Here is a 15155-nt window from a genome sequence, read left to right as displayed (position 1 = left end):
TCACACCGCCAGCCCGACGGCGAAGAGCAGCGCGAACGCCGCGAGCAGTTTGCCGGTCCGTTCGAGCGCCGGGTTCAGGGCCGCGCCGCCCGTCTCGGCGAGGACGGTTCGGGAGACGCGGACCGCGAGGGGGAGCGTCAGCCACGGGAGCAGCACCGCCGGCGAGTGGTCCGCGGCGAGCCAGAACCAGACCGGGACGGCGTACGCGAGCGCGAGCAGGCCGACGTACTGCGCGCGGCTGAACCCGTACCCGAAGCGGACCGCGAGCGTCCGCTTTCCCGTCTTCGCGTCCTCCTCGCGGTCGCGGACGTTGTTCACGACCAGGATATCCGTCGAGATCGCGGCGACCGGCAGGCTGGCGATCACGGCGGCGAGCGTGACGGTCCCCGGGGGGACGCCGACCGGGAACGGCGACGCGAGGACCGACGCCGCCTGCACGTAGTACGTGCCCGTGACGGCGATCACGCCGAAGAAGAGGAAGACGAAGAGGTCGCCGAGGCCGTGGTAGCCGAGGGGGTACGGGCCGCCGGTGTAGGCGACGCCGCTGGCGACGGACAGGAGGCCGACGACGAGGATGGGGACGCCGCCGACGTAGACGAGGTAGGTGCCGACGAGGATCGCCGCGGCGAAGGTGAGGTACATGGCCCGCTTCACCTCATCGGGCGGAATGAGCCCGGACTGGGTGACGCGGGTGAATCCCTCACGCTCGTCCGTGTCCGCGCCCTGGATCGCGTCGTAGTAGTCGTTCGCGAAGTTCGTCCCGACCTGGATGAGCGCCGCGCCGACGAACGCCGCGAGCGCGGGCAGGGGGGCGAACACGCCGTCGGCGAGGGCGAGGCCGACGCCCACGAGGACCGGCGCGGCGGCCGCCGGGAGCGTCTGCGGGCGGGCGGCCATCAGCCACGCCTTCGTCCGCGAGACGTTCTGCGCGCTCATTACAGGCGTGTGGGGTCGCCGGGACGGTGAAGGTTCGGATTCGCGACGGACCGCGCGGCGAACCCCCCGACCCGGACGTGCGCCGACGTCCGGCGGGGCTCTCCGGGACCGGTAACTACTCCCGCCCGCTGTGCGTCACGCTTCGTCGGTGCGCTCTCTTCGACGCTCCGCGGCCGGCGTGCCCCGCGGGACCGCTCTCGTCGTCGGTCTCGTCAGCGGGTCGCACGTCGTGAACCACATGTACCTCGTGCTGCTGCCGCCGGTGCTGCCGACGCTCGCCCGCGAGTTCGAGGTCAGCCTCGCGGCGCTCGGCGTCGCCATGGGCGCGCAGGCGTTCGTCAACACGGCCTGTCAGCTCCCGTACGGCTACCTCGCCGACGAGCGCGACCGGACGCTGACGCTGGGCCTCTGTCTGACGCTGGGATCGATCGGGGCCCTGATCCTGGCGCTCGCTCCGACGTTCGAGTGGCTGCTCGTCGGACAGGTCGTCGTCGGGCTCGGCGTCGCCGGCCACCACCCCGCCCACTTCCCCCTCCTCGCCGACGCGACCGCCGAGCGCAACCGCGCGCGGGCGTTCAGCGTCCACGGCTTCGCCGGCAACCTCGGCTTCGCGGCGCCGCCCGTGCTCATCACCGCGATCGCCGCCCACCCGGCGCTGACGTGGCGGCACGCGTTCGGGCTGATCGGCGGCGTCGGCCTTCTCTACGCGGCGGTCGCGGTCGCGGCCCTCCTGCGCGGCGTCGATCCCTCGATCCGGCGGCCGAACGTGGACGCGAGCGCGAGCGCGTCCGCCGAGGAGGGGCCGCGGTCGGTCGGCGACCGGATTCGCGCCGGAATCAACTCGATCGCGTCGGCTCCCGGAATCCTCGGGCTGGGGCTGTTCGCGCTCGTCGCCTCGACGGTGATGTGGGGCGTCACCTCGTTCGTCGTCGTGCTCCTCACGGAGGGCTACGGGCTCGACTCGGGAACGGCGAACCTCGCGCTGTCTTCGGCGTTCGTCGTCGGGGCCGGGCTCATCCTGGTCGGCGGGGACCTCGCCGATCGGGTGGGCCCCGGACCCGTCCTCGTCGGCAGCTACCTCCTCGTCGCGGCGTTCGTGTTCGCGCTCGCGTCGTTCGCCGTCCCGCCGCTCGCCGCCGCCGTCTGTGCGGTGTTCGCCGGGAGCGTCGGGAGCCTCAGCCTCCCCGCCCGCGACAAGCTGGCCGACGCGCTCTCCGCCCGCGACGACGTCGGGAAGAACTTCGCCGTGATCACGGTCGGCATCATGATCGGCAACGCCGTCGCCCCGCCGGTCTTCGGCGCGCTCATCGAGTCGAGCGGCCTCCGCCCGGCGTTCGCGGTCATCGCGACGGTCGCCCTCCTCGCCGTGGCGCTCGTCGGGACCATCGTCCGCCGCGTCGACGGCGCCGGGACCGGAGCGAAGGGGGCGGGGACCGGCGGCGACTGAGCGAACGTCGTCTCGTCGGAGGTGCGTGACGATTCGACTCTCCGTGGGAAAGACACAAAACCATCCCGCACGTAGCGAGCCCATGGGGACGGCACGCACGGACGACCGAGGCAGGCTCTACCTCCCGCGCGAACTCCGAGACCGCTACGGAACGGAGTTTCACGTCGTGAGGTATCAAGATCACGTTCGGCTCATACCGATCCCCGACGACCCGGCGGCCGTCATCCGGGACGAAGTCGGGGACGCGTTCGACGGGAAGTCGATCGACGAACTACGCGACGAAGCGCGGCAGCAGGCGATCGAGGATGCCGAAGAACACATACGTTGAGACGGATGTTCTGCTCGCGCTGGCGAAAAATACAGATTGGCTGAAAGAGCGCGCCGAGCGTGCCGTCGACGGTGACGAGTTCGAACTCGAAACGTCGGCGTACGCGTACCTGGAATTTCTCATGCTCGGGGAGCGATACGACTTCGATCAGGGCCGCGTCGCGGTCGCCCTCATGAGTATGGTTCCGATACGACCCGACTCGGATCAGGAACTGGTGCTCAAAGCGATCGAGTACCAGGACGAACACGGCGCGACCGCGTTCGACGCGTTCCACGCCGCCGTCGCCGAGACGCGGGGGCTTCCCGTCCTCGCCTCGGACAAGGCGTACGACGACTTCGAGGTAGAGAGATTCCCGCTCGAACCCGGCGAAGAAGACGAGTGACGTCCGAGGGTATTGCGACGCGAAGAATTTCACCTCGCGTCCAGGCGGGCGCGACAGACGCCAATCGGGGTGCAACGTTCGGCATCGACGAGGCCCCGTGAGCGCCCCTGAGAGACGGAAAACGTCAGTAGTGCCAGGGGAACCGCGAGAAGTCGGGATCGCGCTTCTCCAGGAAGGCGTCGCGGCCCTCCTGCGCCTCCTCGGTCATGTACGCGAGGCGCGTCGCCTCGCCCGCGAACACCTGCTGGCCGACCATCCCGTCGTCGGCCATGTTGAACGCGAACTTCAGCATCCGGATCGCGGTCGGGCTCTTGTCCATGATCTCGTCGGCCCACTCCAGCGCGACGCGCTCTAAGTCCTCGTGGGGGATCGCCTCGTTCGCCATCCCCATGTCCACCGCCTCGGCGGCGGAGTACGTCTTCCCGCGGAAGAACACCTCGCGGGCCTTCTTCTGGCCGACCTGCCGGGCGAGGTACGCCGAGCCGAAGCCGCCGTCGAAGGAGGCCACGTCCGGGTCCGTCTGGAGGAACTTCGCGTGCTCCTCGGAGGCGAGCGTGAGGTCGCAGACGACGTGCAGCGAGTGGCCGCCGCCGACGGCCCACCCCGGAACGACCGCGACGACCGGCTTCGGCATGAAGCGGATCAGCCGCTGGACTTCGAGGATGTGGAGGCGGCCGGCCCTCGCCTCGCGGACGGCGGGATCGTCGTCGGCCGCCGCCTCGTCGTCGCCGCGGTACTCGTAGCCGGAGCCGCCGCGGACGGACTGGTCGCCGCCGGCGCAGAACGCCCAGCCGCCGTCCTTCGGCGACGGGCCGTTGCCCGTGAGCAGCACGCACCCCACGTCCGCCCGCTTGCGGGCGTGGTCGAGCGCCGCGTACAGCTCGTCGACCGTGCCGGGGCGGAAGGCGTTCCGAACCTCGGGGCGGTTGAAGGCGATCCGGACGGCCGGCACGTCCACCGCCCGGTGGTAGGTGACGTCCTCGAACTCCCCCGTGACCTCCTCCCAGCGGTCGGGGTCCATGATCTCCGAAACCATGCTCGGAACGCCGGACGGAGCGCGCAAAAAGATTCCCGTCCGGCGGTAGACTCGGCAGGATCAGCCCGTCCGGTCGACCAGCGGTCCCGTCGGACTCGTCAGAACGGCGGTGACGAAGATCGCGCAGGCGGTTATCACTCCGAGCAGGATCTGCCCCGCGAGTACCGCCGAGTACGCGACCACGACGACGACGAGTCCGCCGGTCACGGCGGCCCGTCTGGCGCTAAATGCGGCTGCGATCCGCCCTGTGAGCGCACGCTCCGCGAGGAGCCACGCGATCAGGTAGATCCCCGCGGCCAAGGACCCTCCGACGAGCGGGTGCCCGGCGACGACGGAGTACGCGAAGACGAGGGCGATCGTCGACCAGACGACGGCGTGCCAGATTGGGGAGGACATGCGCCCCGCTACAGTGTCAGCCGATAAATCCTTTCTCGGTCACGTCCGCTCCGCGAGCGTCGGATCCCGATCCGATGCTGTTTCGAATGCGCTTCCGTTGCGGTTTCGGATGCGCCGCGAAACGACCGAGAGGCGACGGGTGATAGGCGACCGGCGCCAGCCAATCGGGGTTCGACGGGCGTCCGCGCATCGTCCGCGTCAGTCGGCTCCCAACCGCTCGCGGACGCGCTCCCGCAACCGCTCGCGCGTCCGGTGGCTCGACTCGGCGTCGGTCGCGACCTCGATCACGTGCGACCCGTCGGCCTCGACGGCGGCCCGGTAGGCGTCGCGGAAGGCGTCCCGGTCGGTCGCGCGGACGTAGTCGAGCCCGAAGAGGTCGCCGGTCGGCTCGAAGTCGAGCCCGTGGGGCGTCTTGAACTGCGACGTGAACGGCGGGTCGAACGCCTCGATCGGGAGCGCGTGGAAGATGCCGCCGCCGTCGTTGTTGACGAGGACGATCGTCGCGTCGACGCCGCAGCGGCCGACCGCGAGCAGCCCCGTCAGGTCGTGGTAGTACGCGAGGTCGCCGGTGACGAGCGTCAGCGGGTCGGTCGTCGCGCTGCCCGCGCCGAGCGCCGCGCTCGTGATCCCGTCGATGCCGCTCGCGCCGCGGTTGCCGAGGACGGTCAGCGCCTTCGCGGCGGGGCGCGCGAACCGGTCCGCGTCGCGGACGGGCATGCTGTTCGAGACGAACACGGTCGACGGATCGGGCGCGAGGGCCGCCACGTCCGCCAGGATCCGCCCCTCGAAGAACTCGTCCGTCTCGTCGAGGGCCTCCCAGTGCGCGCGCTCGGCCCGCTCGAACCGCTCGCGCCACTCGCCGCCGTCGGGTCCGGAGACGAGCCGCGAGAGGCGCGCCGCGAGGCGCGACGGGTCGGCCGTGACGAGGTCCGTGGCCGCGAACTCCGCCTCGCGCGGCTCGCCCGCGGGGTCGACGAGCAGCTGCCGCGCGCCGGTGGCCGCGAGGTACTTGCGGAGCGGCTTCGAGGTGGGCGGCGCGCCGAACCGGACGACGACCTCCGGGTCGGGCCACTCGTCGGCGACGGACCGGTCGAGGTAGGCGTCGTAGCCGCCGAAAACCGGCAGGACCCTGGTGTGGCCGCCGAACCGGAGGCCTGAGAGGGGGTCGGCGAGGATCGGAAAGCCCGTCGCGTGGCCGAGCGCCGCGAGCGCCTCGACGTCGAACCCCGGCGGGTCGGCCGGGCCGGCGACGATCAATCCCCGTTCGACCGACAGGGCGTCCGCAACCCGCCGGAGGTCTCGGTCGTCCAGCTCCGGCGCGCCCGCGGTCGTCCGGACGAACGCCTCCCCGCGCCCCTCGGCGGCGAGTTCGGGGAGGTCGTCCGGAACGTCCCCCGGCACCTCGGTCGGCTCAAGCGGCTTGCGGAACGGGAAGTTGAGGTGAACCGGACCGGCGGGCGTCCCCGTCGCCTCGGCGAGCGCGCGGGCCGCCGCCGTCCGCAGCGACCGGAGCTTCCGGGGCTCCGCCTCAGGCTCCGGGAGGTCCTTGTACCACCGGACCGCGTCCCCGTAGAGCTTCTCCTGGTCGATCGTCTGGTTCGCCCCGCTGTCGCGCAGCTCCGGCGGGCGGTCGGCCGTGAGAAGGAGCATCGGCACCCGCGCCCGCGACGCCTCGATCACCGCGGGGTGGTAGTTCGCGGCGGCCGTGCCGGAGGTGCAGACCAGCGGCGTCACGTCGCCCGTCCGCCGGGCGCGGCCGAGCGCGAAGAACGCCGACGCCCGCTCGTCGAGGTGCGAGAAGACCCGCACGTCCTCGCGGCGGGCGAACGCGGCGGTCAGCGGCGTCGAGCGGCTGCCGGGGGTGATACAAACGGCCGACACGCCGGCCTTCGCGAGCTCGTCGACGAAGGCCCGCGCCCAGAGGGTGTTCCGGTTCGGCGCGGTCATCGGCGCGGAGTTCCGGTTCGAGGGTCAATACTCCGTCGGGACGCATCGCGGTCGGGGCGCTCCCCGGCGGGGATCGGGTCCCGGGCGCTCACGGCCGCTCCAGTTCGTCCAGGATCGGCCGGTACTTCAGCTGCACCTCGTCCCACTCCCGGTCCGGATCGCTGTCGGCGACGACGCCGACGCCGGCGAAGAGCGTCGCGGTCCGGCCGGCGGCGACTGCGGAGCGGAGCGCGACCGCGAACGTGCCGTTGCCCGCGGCGTCGAACCAGCCGACCGGCGCGGCGTACCACCCGCGGTCGAACGGCTCGGTCTCTCGGATCGTCTCCAGCGCGAGTTCCGGCGGGAGGCCGCCGACCGCGGGGGTCGGGTGCAGCGCCTCGACCAGCGACAGGACGTGTTCGTCCCGGGCGAGCTCGGCCGTGATCGGCGTCCAGAGGTGCTGGACGGTCGCCAGCCGGCGGACGGTCCGCTCGCCGGTCGACACCGACGACGCGACGGGCGCGAGCTGCTCTCTGATCGCCTCGGCGACGAGTTCGTGCTCGTGGATGTCCTTCTCGCTCGTCCGGAGTTCCTCGGCGAGCCACTCGTCCTCCGCGGGCGTCTCGCCGCGGCCGGTCGTCCCGGCCAGCGCGCCCGTCTCGACCGTCCGCCCGCGCAGGCTCACGAGCCGCTCGGGGGTCGCGCCGAAGAAGCTCGGCCGCGGGTCGCGCGCCGCGGGTTCCGCGAGAAAGCGGTGACAGTCCGGGTACGTCTCGCCGAGCCGGGCGAGCGCGTCGGCGACGGACAGCTCCGACACCAGCTCGCACCGGAGCGCCTGCGCGAGGACGACCTTCCGAAGCTCGCCCGAGCGGATGCGCTCGACGGCGGCCGTCACGCCCGCGCGCCAGTCGTCCACGTCCGTCGTCCGGCTCCTGGCTGCGACCCCCGGCGGGTCGGCGATCGGACCGGGGTCCCGAAGGCCGGCCAGGCGCTCGCGCTCCCGGTCGAGCCGGCGTTCGACCGCCTTCGCCGTCGCGTCGGGGCCGACGGCGTTGACGGTGAGCCAGGTCCCGCCGGCGGTGTCCGTGACCTGCACGCGCGGGAGCACGAAGCGCGCGCCGGGAAAGCCGTCCCAGGGGCGGTGTTCGTCGGGGTCGTCTGGTTCGCTCCGGCCGTCGCGGTCGGCTCGGTCGTCGAGCTCGCCGGCCGCGGCCGGCCCGTCGTGGAACGCGAAGCCGCCGAACAGGCGGGGGCAGGCCGCCTCGGTGCCGGCGTGAACGTCCCCCGCGGCGAACAGCGACTCGGCGGCCTCCCGGACGTGCCGGAACCGGTCGGGCCCGTCGGCGGTGAGCGTCGCCGCCGCGCCGCCGCCGACGACGGTCGACTCGCCCGGCGCGGTCCACACCGTCCGCGGGGCCGACGCCTCGCGGACGACCGCCCGGAACGGGGGCGTCGGGATCCGGGTCGACCGGCTGACGAGCACCCCTCCGACGGTCGACCGGTCCGCGCGCGGCGATTCCATTGTGAGCGGCTCGGGACTCCGGACTCTTTACCCTAACTATACCGCTCTTCGTTCCACGGGTTGGCCGTGTTCGAGTACCCCCGCAGCTCCCAGTACCCGCGCTCGGGTTCCGCGAGGAACTCGACGCCGTTCACCCACTTCGCGCCCTTGTAGGCGTACTTGTGCGGGGTGACGACGCGGAGCGGGCCGCCGTGTTCCGGCGGCAGCGGCTCGCCGTCGTACTCGTACGCGAACAGCACCTCGTCGCGCATACACTCGTCCAGCGGGAGGTTCGTCGTGTAGTCGTCCATCGCGTGGAACATCACGTGGACGGCGTCCGCGTCGACGCCCGCGCGGTCCGCGAGGACCGGGAAGGGGACGCCCGTGAACTCGCAGTCGAACTTGCTCCAGCCGGTCACGCAGTGGAAGTCCTGGATCTGCGTCTCCGAGGGGAGCTCGCGGAACTCCTCCCAGGAGAACCGCAGTTCGTTCTCGACCGCGCCCCACGCGTCGAAGCGCCACGACTCGCGGTCCCACGACGGGGTTCCGCTCTTCGAGAGCACGGGAAAGCGCTTCGTCTCGCGCTGGCCCGGGGGGAGACGCTCGCCGCCGAACTCCTCGTAGACGTCGGTGACGTTCTTTGCCATATCCGTCCATCGGTCGCCGTTTACCTATGGTTACCGACTTGCGCCGATTCCTACCGGTTCGATCGGAATAAGTTACAGGATTCGAAATCGTACTTCCGGCGGACGAAAAATATCTTTTATCACCCGGATAGTATGGTTGGCTAAGCCGGACGTCGCCCCGCCAACTTTAAATACACCCTCTCCAAAGCCTCGCACGTTCAGATGCCGAAAGTCGAGATCAACATCCCCGAACATCTGGAGATGCAGATCGCCCAGCTCGTCGACCAGGGCGAGTTCGTAAACCGCGAGGAAGCGGTCGAGGACCTGCTCGCGACGGGCCTGAAAGCGTACAAGACCAGCGGGCCGATGGACGACGAACCGGGCTTCGAAGACGACGGAATGATGGGTCACGAGGACGAGTACGTCTTCTGACCCGTTCGGTCTGTGTCACCGGTTGCCGCGCTAGCGCGGACGAAACAATTCTTAAACCAGTAACGCGCTTACCCACGACCATGCACAAGGACGAACTCCTCGAACTCCACGAGCAGATGGTCACGATCATGGAGCACTTCCGGGCGCGGGAGGACGTCGATCCGGCGCTCTTCGAGCCCTACGAACAGCTCGGCGTCGACCCGTCCCACGTCCACAAGTCCAAGAGCGAGCACAAACACGCGGTGTTCGTGCTCGGGAACGCGCTCGCGTCCGCGATGAGCGACGACGAGTTCTCCAGCGCCGGCCGCGTCGGCAAGCGGATGGAGGAACTCGCCGAGGACGCGGAACGGAAGCTGTAGAACCGGACGCTTCGAAGCCGTCGGCGCGCCTCGCCGGCGTTCCGGATACCCGGTTCGAACACTCCGACCCGACGCGGGAAGGGCGGCGAGCGGCCGCGCCGGTCCGCGGGCGGATCAGCGGATTCAAGGCCGAACGACGGATCGGGTGACGTATGGGTTGGGTTCCCGGCGGAGTGCCCGTCGAACGCGCGGCGGTCGTCCTCGCGCTCGCCGCCTCGCTGGCGGTCGTTCGCCTGCTCGACCGGCGGTGGTCGCGGAAGCTCGCCGCGCTCCGCGGCCGGTTCGTCGCCGGCGTCCCGTGGGGAACGGTCGTCTCCGCCCTGTTCGTCCTCGCCGTGTACCTGTTCCTCCAGGGTGGGTGGAGCCGCTGGAACGCGCCGGTCGCGCTTCCCTTCACCGCGTGGTCCTACTTCTACCCGCTCGGCGTGCTCGCCGCGGCGTTCTCCCACGCCGGTCCGGGTCACCTGATCGGCAACCTCGTCGGGACGCTGACGCTCGCGCCGCTCGCGGAGTACGCCTGGGGCCACTTCCCGCGGGAGCGGGGCGCGTCGTCGTTCGGTTCGTGGCGGACGAACCCGTACGTCCGGGCGTTCGTCCTGTTCCCGCTCGGCGTCGTCGCGGTCGGCCTGCTCAACGCCGCGCTCGGTCTCGGGCCCGTTATCGGCTTCTCCGGCGTCGTCTTCGCGTTCGCCGGCTTCGCCCTCGTGTACTTCCCGCTCGCGACCGTGCTCGCGCTCGTCGCCGGTCAGGCGGTCCGGTTGGCGTACTGGGCGCTCGCCGACCCCGTCTCGACGGCCGCCAGCCGACCCACCTTTTCGACGCCGTGGTTCGCCGACATCGCGATCCAGGGGCACCTACTCGGCCTCCTGCTGGGGGCGGCGATCGCGCTCCGGCTCGCCCGACGCCGCGGCGACGAACCGCCCGCCGCGCTGCGGCTGTGGACGGGCGTGCTCCTCTTCGCGGTCGCGCAGTCGCTGTGGGCGGTGTACTGGTTCCGCGGCAACGGCGTGTTCGTCCTCTACCGCGCCTGGGGCCTCGTGCTCGTGACGCTGCTCGCCGGAATCGTGACGGCGGCGGCGACCGCCTCCGATCGGCGACCGCTCGCGCGCGTCGGCGGTGCGGCGCCCGACCCGGAGACGCTCCGCGGGTTCGTCGCCGGACTCACGAGCCGGGAGCTGGCGGTCGCGCTGCTCCTGGTGTGTACGGCCGCCGTCGCGGGGCCCGCCGTCGGGGTGAACCTCCTCTTCGCCGTCGGCGACGACGACCTGCCCGGCGAATCCGTGACCGTCCGGGATTACGAGGTGACGTACGCCGAGAACGTCTCGGACGGGATGATCGCGGTGATCGACGCCGAGGCGTTCGGCGAGCGGACGTCCGTGAACACCTCGGGCGTCATCGTGCGGAGCGAAGAGCGGGAGATCTGGACGACGGCCGTCTCCAAGTCGCGGCTCGCGTTCGCGGGATCCGCCAGGATCCACCTCGGCGGGGTCGGGTGGCGCGAGACGGTCGTGGCCACGAGGGAGGGGTGGAAGCCGGTCGGGACCGAACCGGTGTACCGGGTGTCGCTCGGCGTCGACGGCGCGTCGAAGCCGGTGTACGCCTCGCCGCGGTCGACCGCCGAGCCGGTCGTGATGGGCCGGAACGTCTCGGTCGTCGCCGAGCGGAGCGGCTTTTCGCTCGCCGTGACCCGGGGCAACGAGACGACCCGCGGGCCGCTCCCCGGCCCGGACGAGACGGTCGCGATCGACGGGCTCACGTTCACGAGAGAGGGGCGGAAGCTGTTCGCGTCGGCCGCCGACACGAAGGTGCGGATCGCGTCGAAGGAGCGGCACCGGGGGTAGTGCGGTGACGGAGCGGTACCGGGGGTAGCGTGACTGCTACGAAAATCCGAAACGGTAGCCCGAGCCTCGCTCAGTTCCACTCGATCCGGAACACTTCGGTCTCGATCTCCTTGCGGTCGGCCTCGTGGAAGTCGAACTGCCGGTCGAGGGCGAACGCCGCGCGGAACGCGTGGGTCACCTCGCCGCCGTTGTCGGCCGCGAACGCCTCGACGAAGTCGCGGCTGCCGGCGTTGTGGACGGAGTAGGAGACGTCCGCGAGGGACGCCGCCGCGGCGAGAAACGCCCGATCGGCGCCCTCCCGCCCCTTCTGCGCGCCGAACGGGGGGTTCATCACGACGGTGGTCGGCTCGGTCGGACACAGCGGCGCGCGCGCGGCGTCGCCGACGACCCAGTGGATCGGCGTCGTCGTCCCGACGCGGCGCTGGTTCTCCCTGGCCGTCGCCAGCGCCGCGGGGTCGAGTTCGAGGCCGACGACGCGGGCGGGCCCGCGGAGCGCCGCGCCGAGCGCGAGCATCCCGGTGCCCGCGCCGAGATCGACAACCGTCCGCCCCTCGACGTCCCCCTGGAGGTCGGCGACGTGGACGACGTGCGCCGCCAGCTCCGGCGGGGTCGGGTACTGTTCGAGCGCGGCCCGCGGGTTCTCGAACCCGGCGACGACGGCGAGCTGCCCTTCGAGGGCGCGCTTCGTCGCCATCAGGCCGTGGTTCGGAGCGAGACGTCGGCGTCGCCGACGAGCGCGAGCCGGACGCCCTCGCGGCGGGCGCGCTCTTCGAGCGCGGAGAGCGCGGGACGGACTTTCTCCGGGTCGCTCACCTCGTCGACGGCGAGTTCGAGTCGGCTCGCGCCGAGGAACGCGGCGGCGCGGACGTGCCGCCGGAGGCGGTCGGCCTCCTCCTGCGTCGCCAGCGAACAGTCCTCGGCGAAGCAACCCGAAACCGCGAGCGTCGCGGGCTGGTACCCTTCGTCGGCGAGTTCCGCCTTCAGATCGCGGAGGTACGACGGGGCGAGCGAATCGAGCGCGTCGCCCGCGATGCTGACCGGCGTGACGTCCGTCGGCCGACACGCGGCGACCGCCCGTTCGACGTTCGGCGAGTGAGACGTGCTCATGGCGCTTCCACATATTCTCCGGTTATACAAAAGCTTTTGTGAATGCTCAAGAGTAATATAGTCGGGTCGCTCACCGGACGATACCATCTAATTTTGAGACAGAATCCTACGTACTTTTCATTTCGACCATAAAAATTTTGCTGATTGAGCGTGTGTCAGCGATTCGGGGGTCACACGCTCCACCCCCGTTCCCCCGACACTCGCCGCCGAGCCGTACGTCCGGCGGGCGACGAGCCCACCGGCCGCGTCGCGGACCGACACCGCGTCGCCGTCGTTGTTCCAGACGGCCCGCTCCCGCCCCCAGTAGTAGTCGGTGCGCGCGTCCTCCCCGGACCCCGTGCGGAGCGTCAGCGACTCGCCCGGCCGAAGCGTCGTCCCGGCGGGGAACGCGTACCGGTGTCCCGCCTCGTCCTCGACGGTCCACCCGTCGAGCGACAGCGTCCGGTCGCCGCGGTTGGCGAGGACGACGTACTCGTCGCCGAGATTCTCGTTGTCGTTCCCCTCCGCGTCGGCGTGAACCGTCTCGATGGCGAGTCCCCCCTCGCCCGCGGGCCGCTGGTCGGAGCCGCCCCCCGCCGTCGCGCACGACCAGAGCCCGCGACCGTCGGCTCGGGCGTCGGCCTCAGCCGCCTCGTAGCGCTCGCGCTCGACGAAGCCGCTGTCGTACGCCCGCGCGTACCCCTCTCTGACCAGTCGGTAGTTGAACTGCTCGCCGCCGACGTAGACGTACGCGAGCAGGCGGCCGTAGTAACCCCGCCGGCCCTCGTTCTCGTCGAAGCCGAGTTCGACCGTCTCGCCGTCGAGCCGCTCCGTCGCGTAGTCGCTGGCCCGGTCGCCGTGGCCCCGGAGACACCGCCTGCCGCGCTCCGTGTCCGGGACCCCCTCGTACTCCGTCGGGTCGTCCCTGACGTGCACCTCCGGCGTGTCGACGCCGACGAGCCGAACCGTGTCGCGCGACCCGTTCGGGTACCTGACCTTCACGGTGTCGCCGTCGACCACCTCGACGACCGTCGCGGTCGCGGTCGGCGCCGTCGACGGGTGCGGCGTCGCCGTCGGCACCGATCTACCGGGGGAGGCTCCGGCGTCGGGCGATCCGAGCGGCGAGAGACAGCCCGCGGTCGCGAGCAGGAGCGCGGCGACGGCGGCGAGTACGCATGGGCGCGGCGGAGGTGCGACCGACGTCACGCGCCCAGATACGTCCGTGAACTTCATAAAGGCGGAGGACCCGACTGTGATAACCGTATCGCCGCCCGGCGGCGATTCCCCGTCGTACGGGCTCGAAGACGTGTTCGGGAACAGACCGGTACAAAGGTTTAAATTCGCTCTTGCCCACAAACCTTATAATGGAGCGTCCAACCCGTCAGCGTCAGCGAGCGCACGAAACGGAACAGGAGTCGGACGAGACAGTAAAATGCCCGGAATGCGGCTCGGCGGAGATCGTAACGGACGCCGATCAGGGCGAACTCGTGTGCGATGACTGCGGGTTGGTCATCGACGAGCGGTCCATCGACAGGGGGCCGGAGTGGCGCGCGTTCAACCACTCCGAACGGCAGAGCAAGTCCCGCGTCGGCGCGCCCATCACCGAGACGATGCACGACCGCGGGTTGACGACGACGATCGACTGGAAGGACAAGGACGCCTACGGGCGGTCGCTCTCCTCTGAAAAGCGCAGCCAGATGCACCGCCTCCGCAAGTGGCAGGAGCGCATTCGAACCAAGGACGCGGGCGAGCGCAACCTCCAGTTCGCGCTCTCGGAGATCGACCGCATGGCCTCCGCGCTCGGCGTGCCGCGGTCGGTTCGGGAGGTCGCGTCCGTGATCTACCGCCGCGCGCTCAACGAGGATCTGATCCGCGGGCGCTCGATCGAGGGCGTCGCCACGAGCGCCCTCTATGCCGCCTGCCGCCAGGAGGGCATCCCGCGCAGCCTCGACGAGGTCGCCGAAGTGTCGCGGGTGCCGCAGAAGGAGATCGGCCGGACGTACCGGTACATCTCCCAGGAGCTCGGCCTCGAACTCAAGCCCGTCGACCCCAAGCAGTTCGTCCCCCGCTTCGCCTCCGCGCTCGACCTGAGCGAGGAGGTCCAGGCGAAGGCGACGGAGATCATCGACGTGTCGGCAGAACAGGGGCTGCTGTCGGGGAAGTCGCCGACGGGGTTCGCGGCCGCGGCGATCTACGCGGCGTCGCTCCTCTGCAACGAGAAAAAGACCCAGCGAGAGGTCGCCGACGTCGCGCAAGTCACCGAAGTCACCATCCGCAACAGGTATCAAGAACAGATCGAAGCGATGGGCTTCCGCTGAATACGGGGCCGGCGCGCCGGTCGATTTTTCCGTCTTTCGCAGACGCTCGGAAGGCGCAGCCGCCGTCGTCGCAGACGAGCCGCGGGTGAGGGTCTACCCGTCGGAACGGATTCGCTGACTGGCGAATCGGCGAGGCATTCTATCGATCACCCGACTTGTCTCTCGACCACCTTGTCGATCTGTCGATTCCCTATCCGGCAGAAATCAGCTCAGATGCGAATCTCACCGATTCCCCCCATTCGAGGCCAATCGAGCGAATTCTGGCACCTGGACGACGTACGGGCAATATTTACCTGCACGCAGAAGTGGACGCTCTTCGGCGACGTTCTAGCCGGCAAATGAGTGACGCTAGCAAGCAACACGAAGAGGCGCGACACGGCCGCCACGACCACCGCCACGAAGGGGTAGGCTACACGACGCCGCAGGCGGCGATAGAGGAGTCCGAACCCGAGAAGGTCGCCTACGTGATGGGGCTGTACGTAGGAACGGACGCGGACGCGCCGGACTTCCTGGCGGTCGTCGACGTCGATCCCGACTCGGA

General features: G+C 70.6%; 17 protein-coding genes. 8 read left to right on the top strand and 9 right to left on the bottom strand.

The genetic code is table 11. The features are described 5' to 3' along the window. Window positions 1-936 carry a 1,4-dihydroxy-2-naphthoate polyprenyltransferase gene (locus tag CNO20_RS17985; protein WP_101297594.1) on the bottom strand — a complete coding sequence of 312 codons (936 nt, stop codon included), beginning with the start codon at window positions 934-936 and terminating at the stop codon, window positions 1-3. Between the two features lie 178 nt (window positions 937-1114). Here CNO20_RS17985 and CNO20_RS17980 point away from each other — a divergent pair, with 178 nt between their 5' ends. Genes CNO20_RS17980 through CNO20_RS17970 form a run of 3 tightly spaced genes read left to right on the top strand, consistent with a single transcriptional unit; the run spans window position 1115 to window position 3093 of the window. Further along, entirely contained in the window at window positions 1115-2383 is a 1269-nt protein-coding gene (locus tag CNO20_RS17980; protein ID WP_101297592.1) for an MFS transporter, read from the top strand. Between the two features lie 25 nt (window positions 2384-2408). Continuing rightward, window positions 2409-2711: an AbrB/MazE/SpoVT family DNA-binding domain-containing protein gene (locus CNO20_RS17975; RefSeq protein ID WP_233204246.1), complete on the top strand. Its 303-nt coding sequence runs from the start codon at window positions 2409-2411 to the stop codon at window positions 2709-2711. Beyond that, the gene (locus CNO20_RS17970) at window positions 2689-3093 is read left to right on the top strand and encodes a PIN domain-containing protein (protein ID WP_101297589.1); all 405 of its coding nucleotides are present in this window, start codon (window positions 2689-2691) and stop codon (window positions 3091-3093) included. The genes CNO20_RS17975 and CNO20_RS17970 overlap by 23 nt, the downstream gene beginning before the upstream one ends. Before the next feature lie 124 nt (window positions 3094-3217). Here the strand turns inward: CNO20_RS17970 and CNO20_RS17965 are convergent, their stop codons facing one another. The 5 genes from CNO20_RS17965 to CNO20_RS17945 form a co-directional block, all read right to left on the bottom strand. Next, complete coding sequence (locus CNO20_RS17965; protein WP_101297588.1) at window positions 3218-4129, bottom strand: 1,4-dihydroxy-2-naphthoyl-CoA synthase; 912 nt, start codon at window positions 4127-4129, stop codon at window positions 3218-3220. Window positions 4130-4189: 60 nt separating this feature from the next. Beyond that, a complete protein-coding gene (locus CNO20_RS17960) occupies window positions 4190-4525 on the bottom strand; it encodes a hypothetical protein (RefSeq protein WP_101297586.1) in 336 nt (111 codons plus the stop codon). 198 nt (window positions 4526-4723) lie between these two features. Further along, complete coding sequence (gene menD / locus CNO20_RS17955; RefSeq protein WP_101297584.1) at window positions 4724-6472, bottom strand: 2-succinyl-5-enolpyruvyl-6-hydroxy-3-cyclohexene-1-carboxylic-acid synthase; 1749 nt, start codon at window positions 6470-6472, stop codon at window positions 4724-4726. An 88-nt stretch (window positions 6473-6560) separates the two neighbouring features. Beyond that, window positions 6561-7973 carry an isochorismate synthase gene (locus CNO20_RS17950; RefSeq protein ID WP_101297583.1) on the bottom strand — a complete coding sequence of 471 codons (1413 nt, stop codon included), beginning with the start codon at window positions 7971-7973 and terminating at the stop codon, window positions 6561-6563. Between the two features lie 32 nt (window positions 7974-8005). Beyond that, the gene (locus CNO20_RS17945; protein WP_101297581.1) at window positions 8006-8599 is read right to left on the bottom strand and encodes a sulfite oxidase-like oxidoreductase; all 594 of its coding nucleotides are present in this window, start codon (window positions 8597-8599) and stop codon (window positions 8006-8008) included. A 201-nt stretch (window positions 8600-8800) separates the two neighbouring features. Between CNO20_RS17945 and CNO20_RS17940 the strand changes: the two genes are divergently transcribed. The 3 genes from CNO20_RS17940 to CNO20_RS17930 all read left to right on the top strand — a co-directional run bounded on the left by CNO20_RS17940 (window position 8801) and on the right by CNO20_RS17930 (window position 11210). After that, on the top strand, window positions 8801-9010 hold the full coding sequence (locus CNO20_RS17940) for a ribbon-helix-helix domain-containing protein (RefSeq protein WP_101297579.1): 210 nt from the start codon (window positions 8801-8803) through the stop codon (window positions 9008-9010). Between the two features lie 80 nt (window positions 9011-9090). After that, the gene (locus tag CNO20_RS17935; RefSeq protein ID WP_101297577.1) at window positions 9091-9369 is read left to right on the top strand and encodes a UPF0058 family protein; all 279 of its coding nucleotides are present in this window, start codon (window positions 9091-9093) and stop codon (window positions 9367-9369) included. A 152-nt stretch (window positions 9370-9521) separates the two neighbouring features. Beyond that, a complete protein-coding gene (locus tag CNO20_RS17930; RefSeq protein ID WP_101297575.1) occupies window positions 9522-11210 on the top strand; it encodes a rhomboid family intramembrane serine protease in 1689 nt (562 codons plus the stop codon). Window positions 11211-11280: 70 nt separating this feature from the next. On the opposite strand, the gene CNO20_RS17925 is transcribed toward CNO20_RS17930, so the two are convergent. From CNO20_RS17925 to CNO20_RS17915, 3 genes are all read right to left on the bottom strand, one after another. Further along, window positions 11281-11904 carry an METTL5 family protein gene (locus CNO20_RS17925; protein ID WP_101297573.1) on the bottom strand — a complete coding sequence of 208 codons (624 nt, stop codon included), beginning with the start codon at window positions 11902-11904 and terminating at the stop codon, window positions 11281-11283. Further along, window positions 11904-12317, bottom strand: a complete 414-nt coding sequence (locus CNO20_RS17920) for a DUF7961 family protein (RefSeq protein ID WP_101297571.1) — start codon at window positions 12315-12317, stop codon at window positions 11904-11906. The genes CNO20_RS17925 and CNO20_RS17920 overlap by 1 nt, the downstream gene beginning before the upstream one ends. Window positions 12318-12434: 117 nt before the next feature. Then, a complete protein-coding gene (locus CNO20_RS17915; RefSeq protein WP_233204245.1) occupies window positions 12435-13502 on the bottom strand; it encodes a lamin tail domain-containing protein in 1068 nt (355 codons plus the stop codon). A gap of 158 nt (window positions 13503-13660) precedes the next feature. Between CNO20_RS17915 and CNO20_RS17910 the strand changes: the two genes are divergently transcribed. Both CNO20_RS17910 and CNO20_RS17905 read left to right on the top strand, forming a co-directional pair. Then, complete coding sequence (locus tag CNO20_RS17910) at window positions 13661-14614, top strand: transcription initiation factor IIB (RefSeq protein WP_101297568.1); 954 nt, start codon at window positions 13661-13663, stop codon at window positions 14612-14614. 338 nt (window positions 14615-14952) lie between these two features. Then, the coding region (locus tag CNO20_RS17905) for a selenium-binding protein SBP56-related protein (protein ID WP_233204244.1) at window positions 14953-15155 on the top strand (203 nt) is incomplete at its 3' end.

The organism is Halegenticoccus soli, from assembly GCF_002844195.1.
Classification (GTDB): Archaea; Halobacteriota; Halobacteria; order Halobacteriales; family Haloferacaceae; genus Halegenticoccus; species Halegenticoccus soli.
The sequence above is the reverse complement of the archived record's forward strand: the minus strand, read 5'-3'. Positions and strand labels throughout refer to the sequence as shown.

Coding starts and splice junctions, on each gene's coding strand:
- CNO20_RS17985 (WP_101297594.1), bottom strand. CDS start 936: ATGAGCGCGCAGAACGTCTCGCGGACGAAGGCGTGGCTGATGGCCGCC.
- CNO20_RS17970 (WP_101297589.1), top strand. CDS start 2,689: ATGCCGAAGAACACATACGTTGAGACGGATGTTCTGCTCGCGCTGGCG.
- CNO20_RS17965 (WP_101297588.1), bottom strand. CDS start 4,129: ATGGTTTCGGAGATCATGGACCCCGACCGCTGGGAGGAGGTCACGGGG.
- CNO20_RS17960 (WP_101297586.1), bottom strand. CDS start 4,525: ATGTCCTCCCCAATCTGGCACGCCGTCGTCTGGTCGACGATCGCCCTC.
- menD (WP_101297584.1), bottom strand. CDS start 6,472: ATGACCGCGCCGAACCGGAACACCCTCTGGGCGCGGGCCTTCGTCGAC.
- CNO20_RS17950 (WP_101297583.1), bottom strand. CDS start 7,973: ATGGAATCGCCGCGCGCGGACCGGTCGACCGTCGGAGGGGTGCTCGTC.
- CNO20_RS17945 (WP_101297581.1), bottom strand. CDS start 8,599: ATGGCAAAGAACGTCACCGACGTCTACGAGGAGTTCGGCGGCGAGCGT.
- CNO20_RS17940 (WP_101297579.1), top strand. CDS start 8,801: ATGCCGAAAGTCGAGATCAACATCCCCGAACATCTGGAGATGCAGATC.
- CNO20_RS17935 (WP_101297577.1), top strand. CDS start 9,091: ATGCACAAGGACGAACTCCTCGAACTCCACGAGCAGATGGTCACGATC.
- CNO20_RS17930 (WP_101297575.1), top strand. CDS start 9,522: ATGGGTTGGGTTCCCGGCGGAGTGCCCGTCGAACGCGCGGCGGTCGTC.
- CNO20_RS17925 (WP_101297573.1), bottom strand. CDS start 11,904: ATGGCGACGAAGCGCGCCCTCGAAGGGCAGCTCGCCGTCGTCGCCGGG.
- CNO20_RS17920 (WP_101297571.1), bottom strand. CDS start 12,317: ATGAGCACGTCTCACTCGCCGAACGTCGAACGGGCGGTCGCCGCGTGT.
- CNO20_RS17910 (WP_101297568.1), top strand. CDS start 13,661: ATGGAGCGTCCAACCCGTCAGCGTCAGCGAGCGCACGAAACGGAACAG.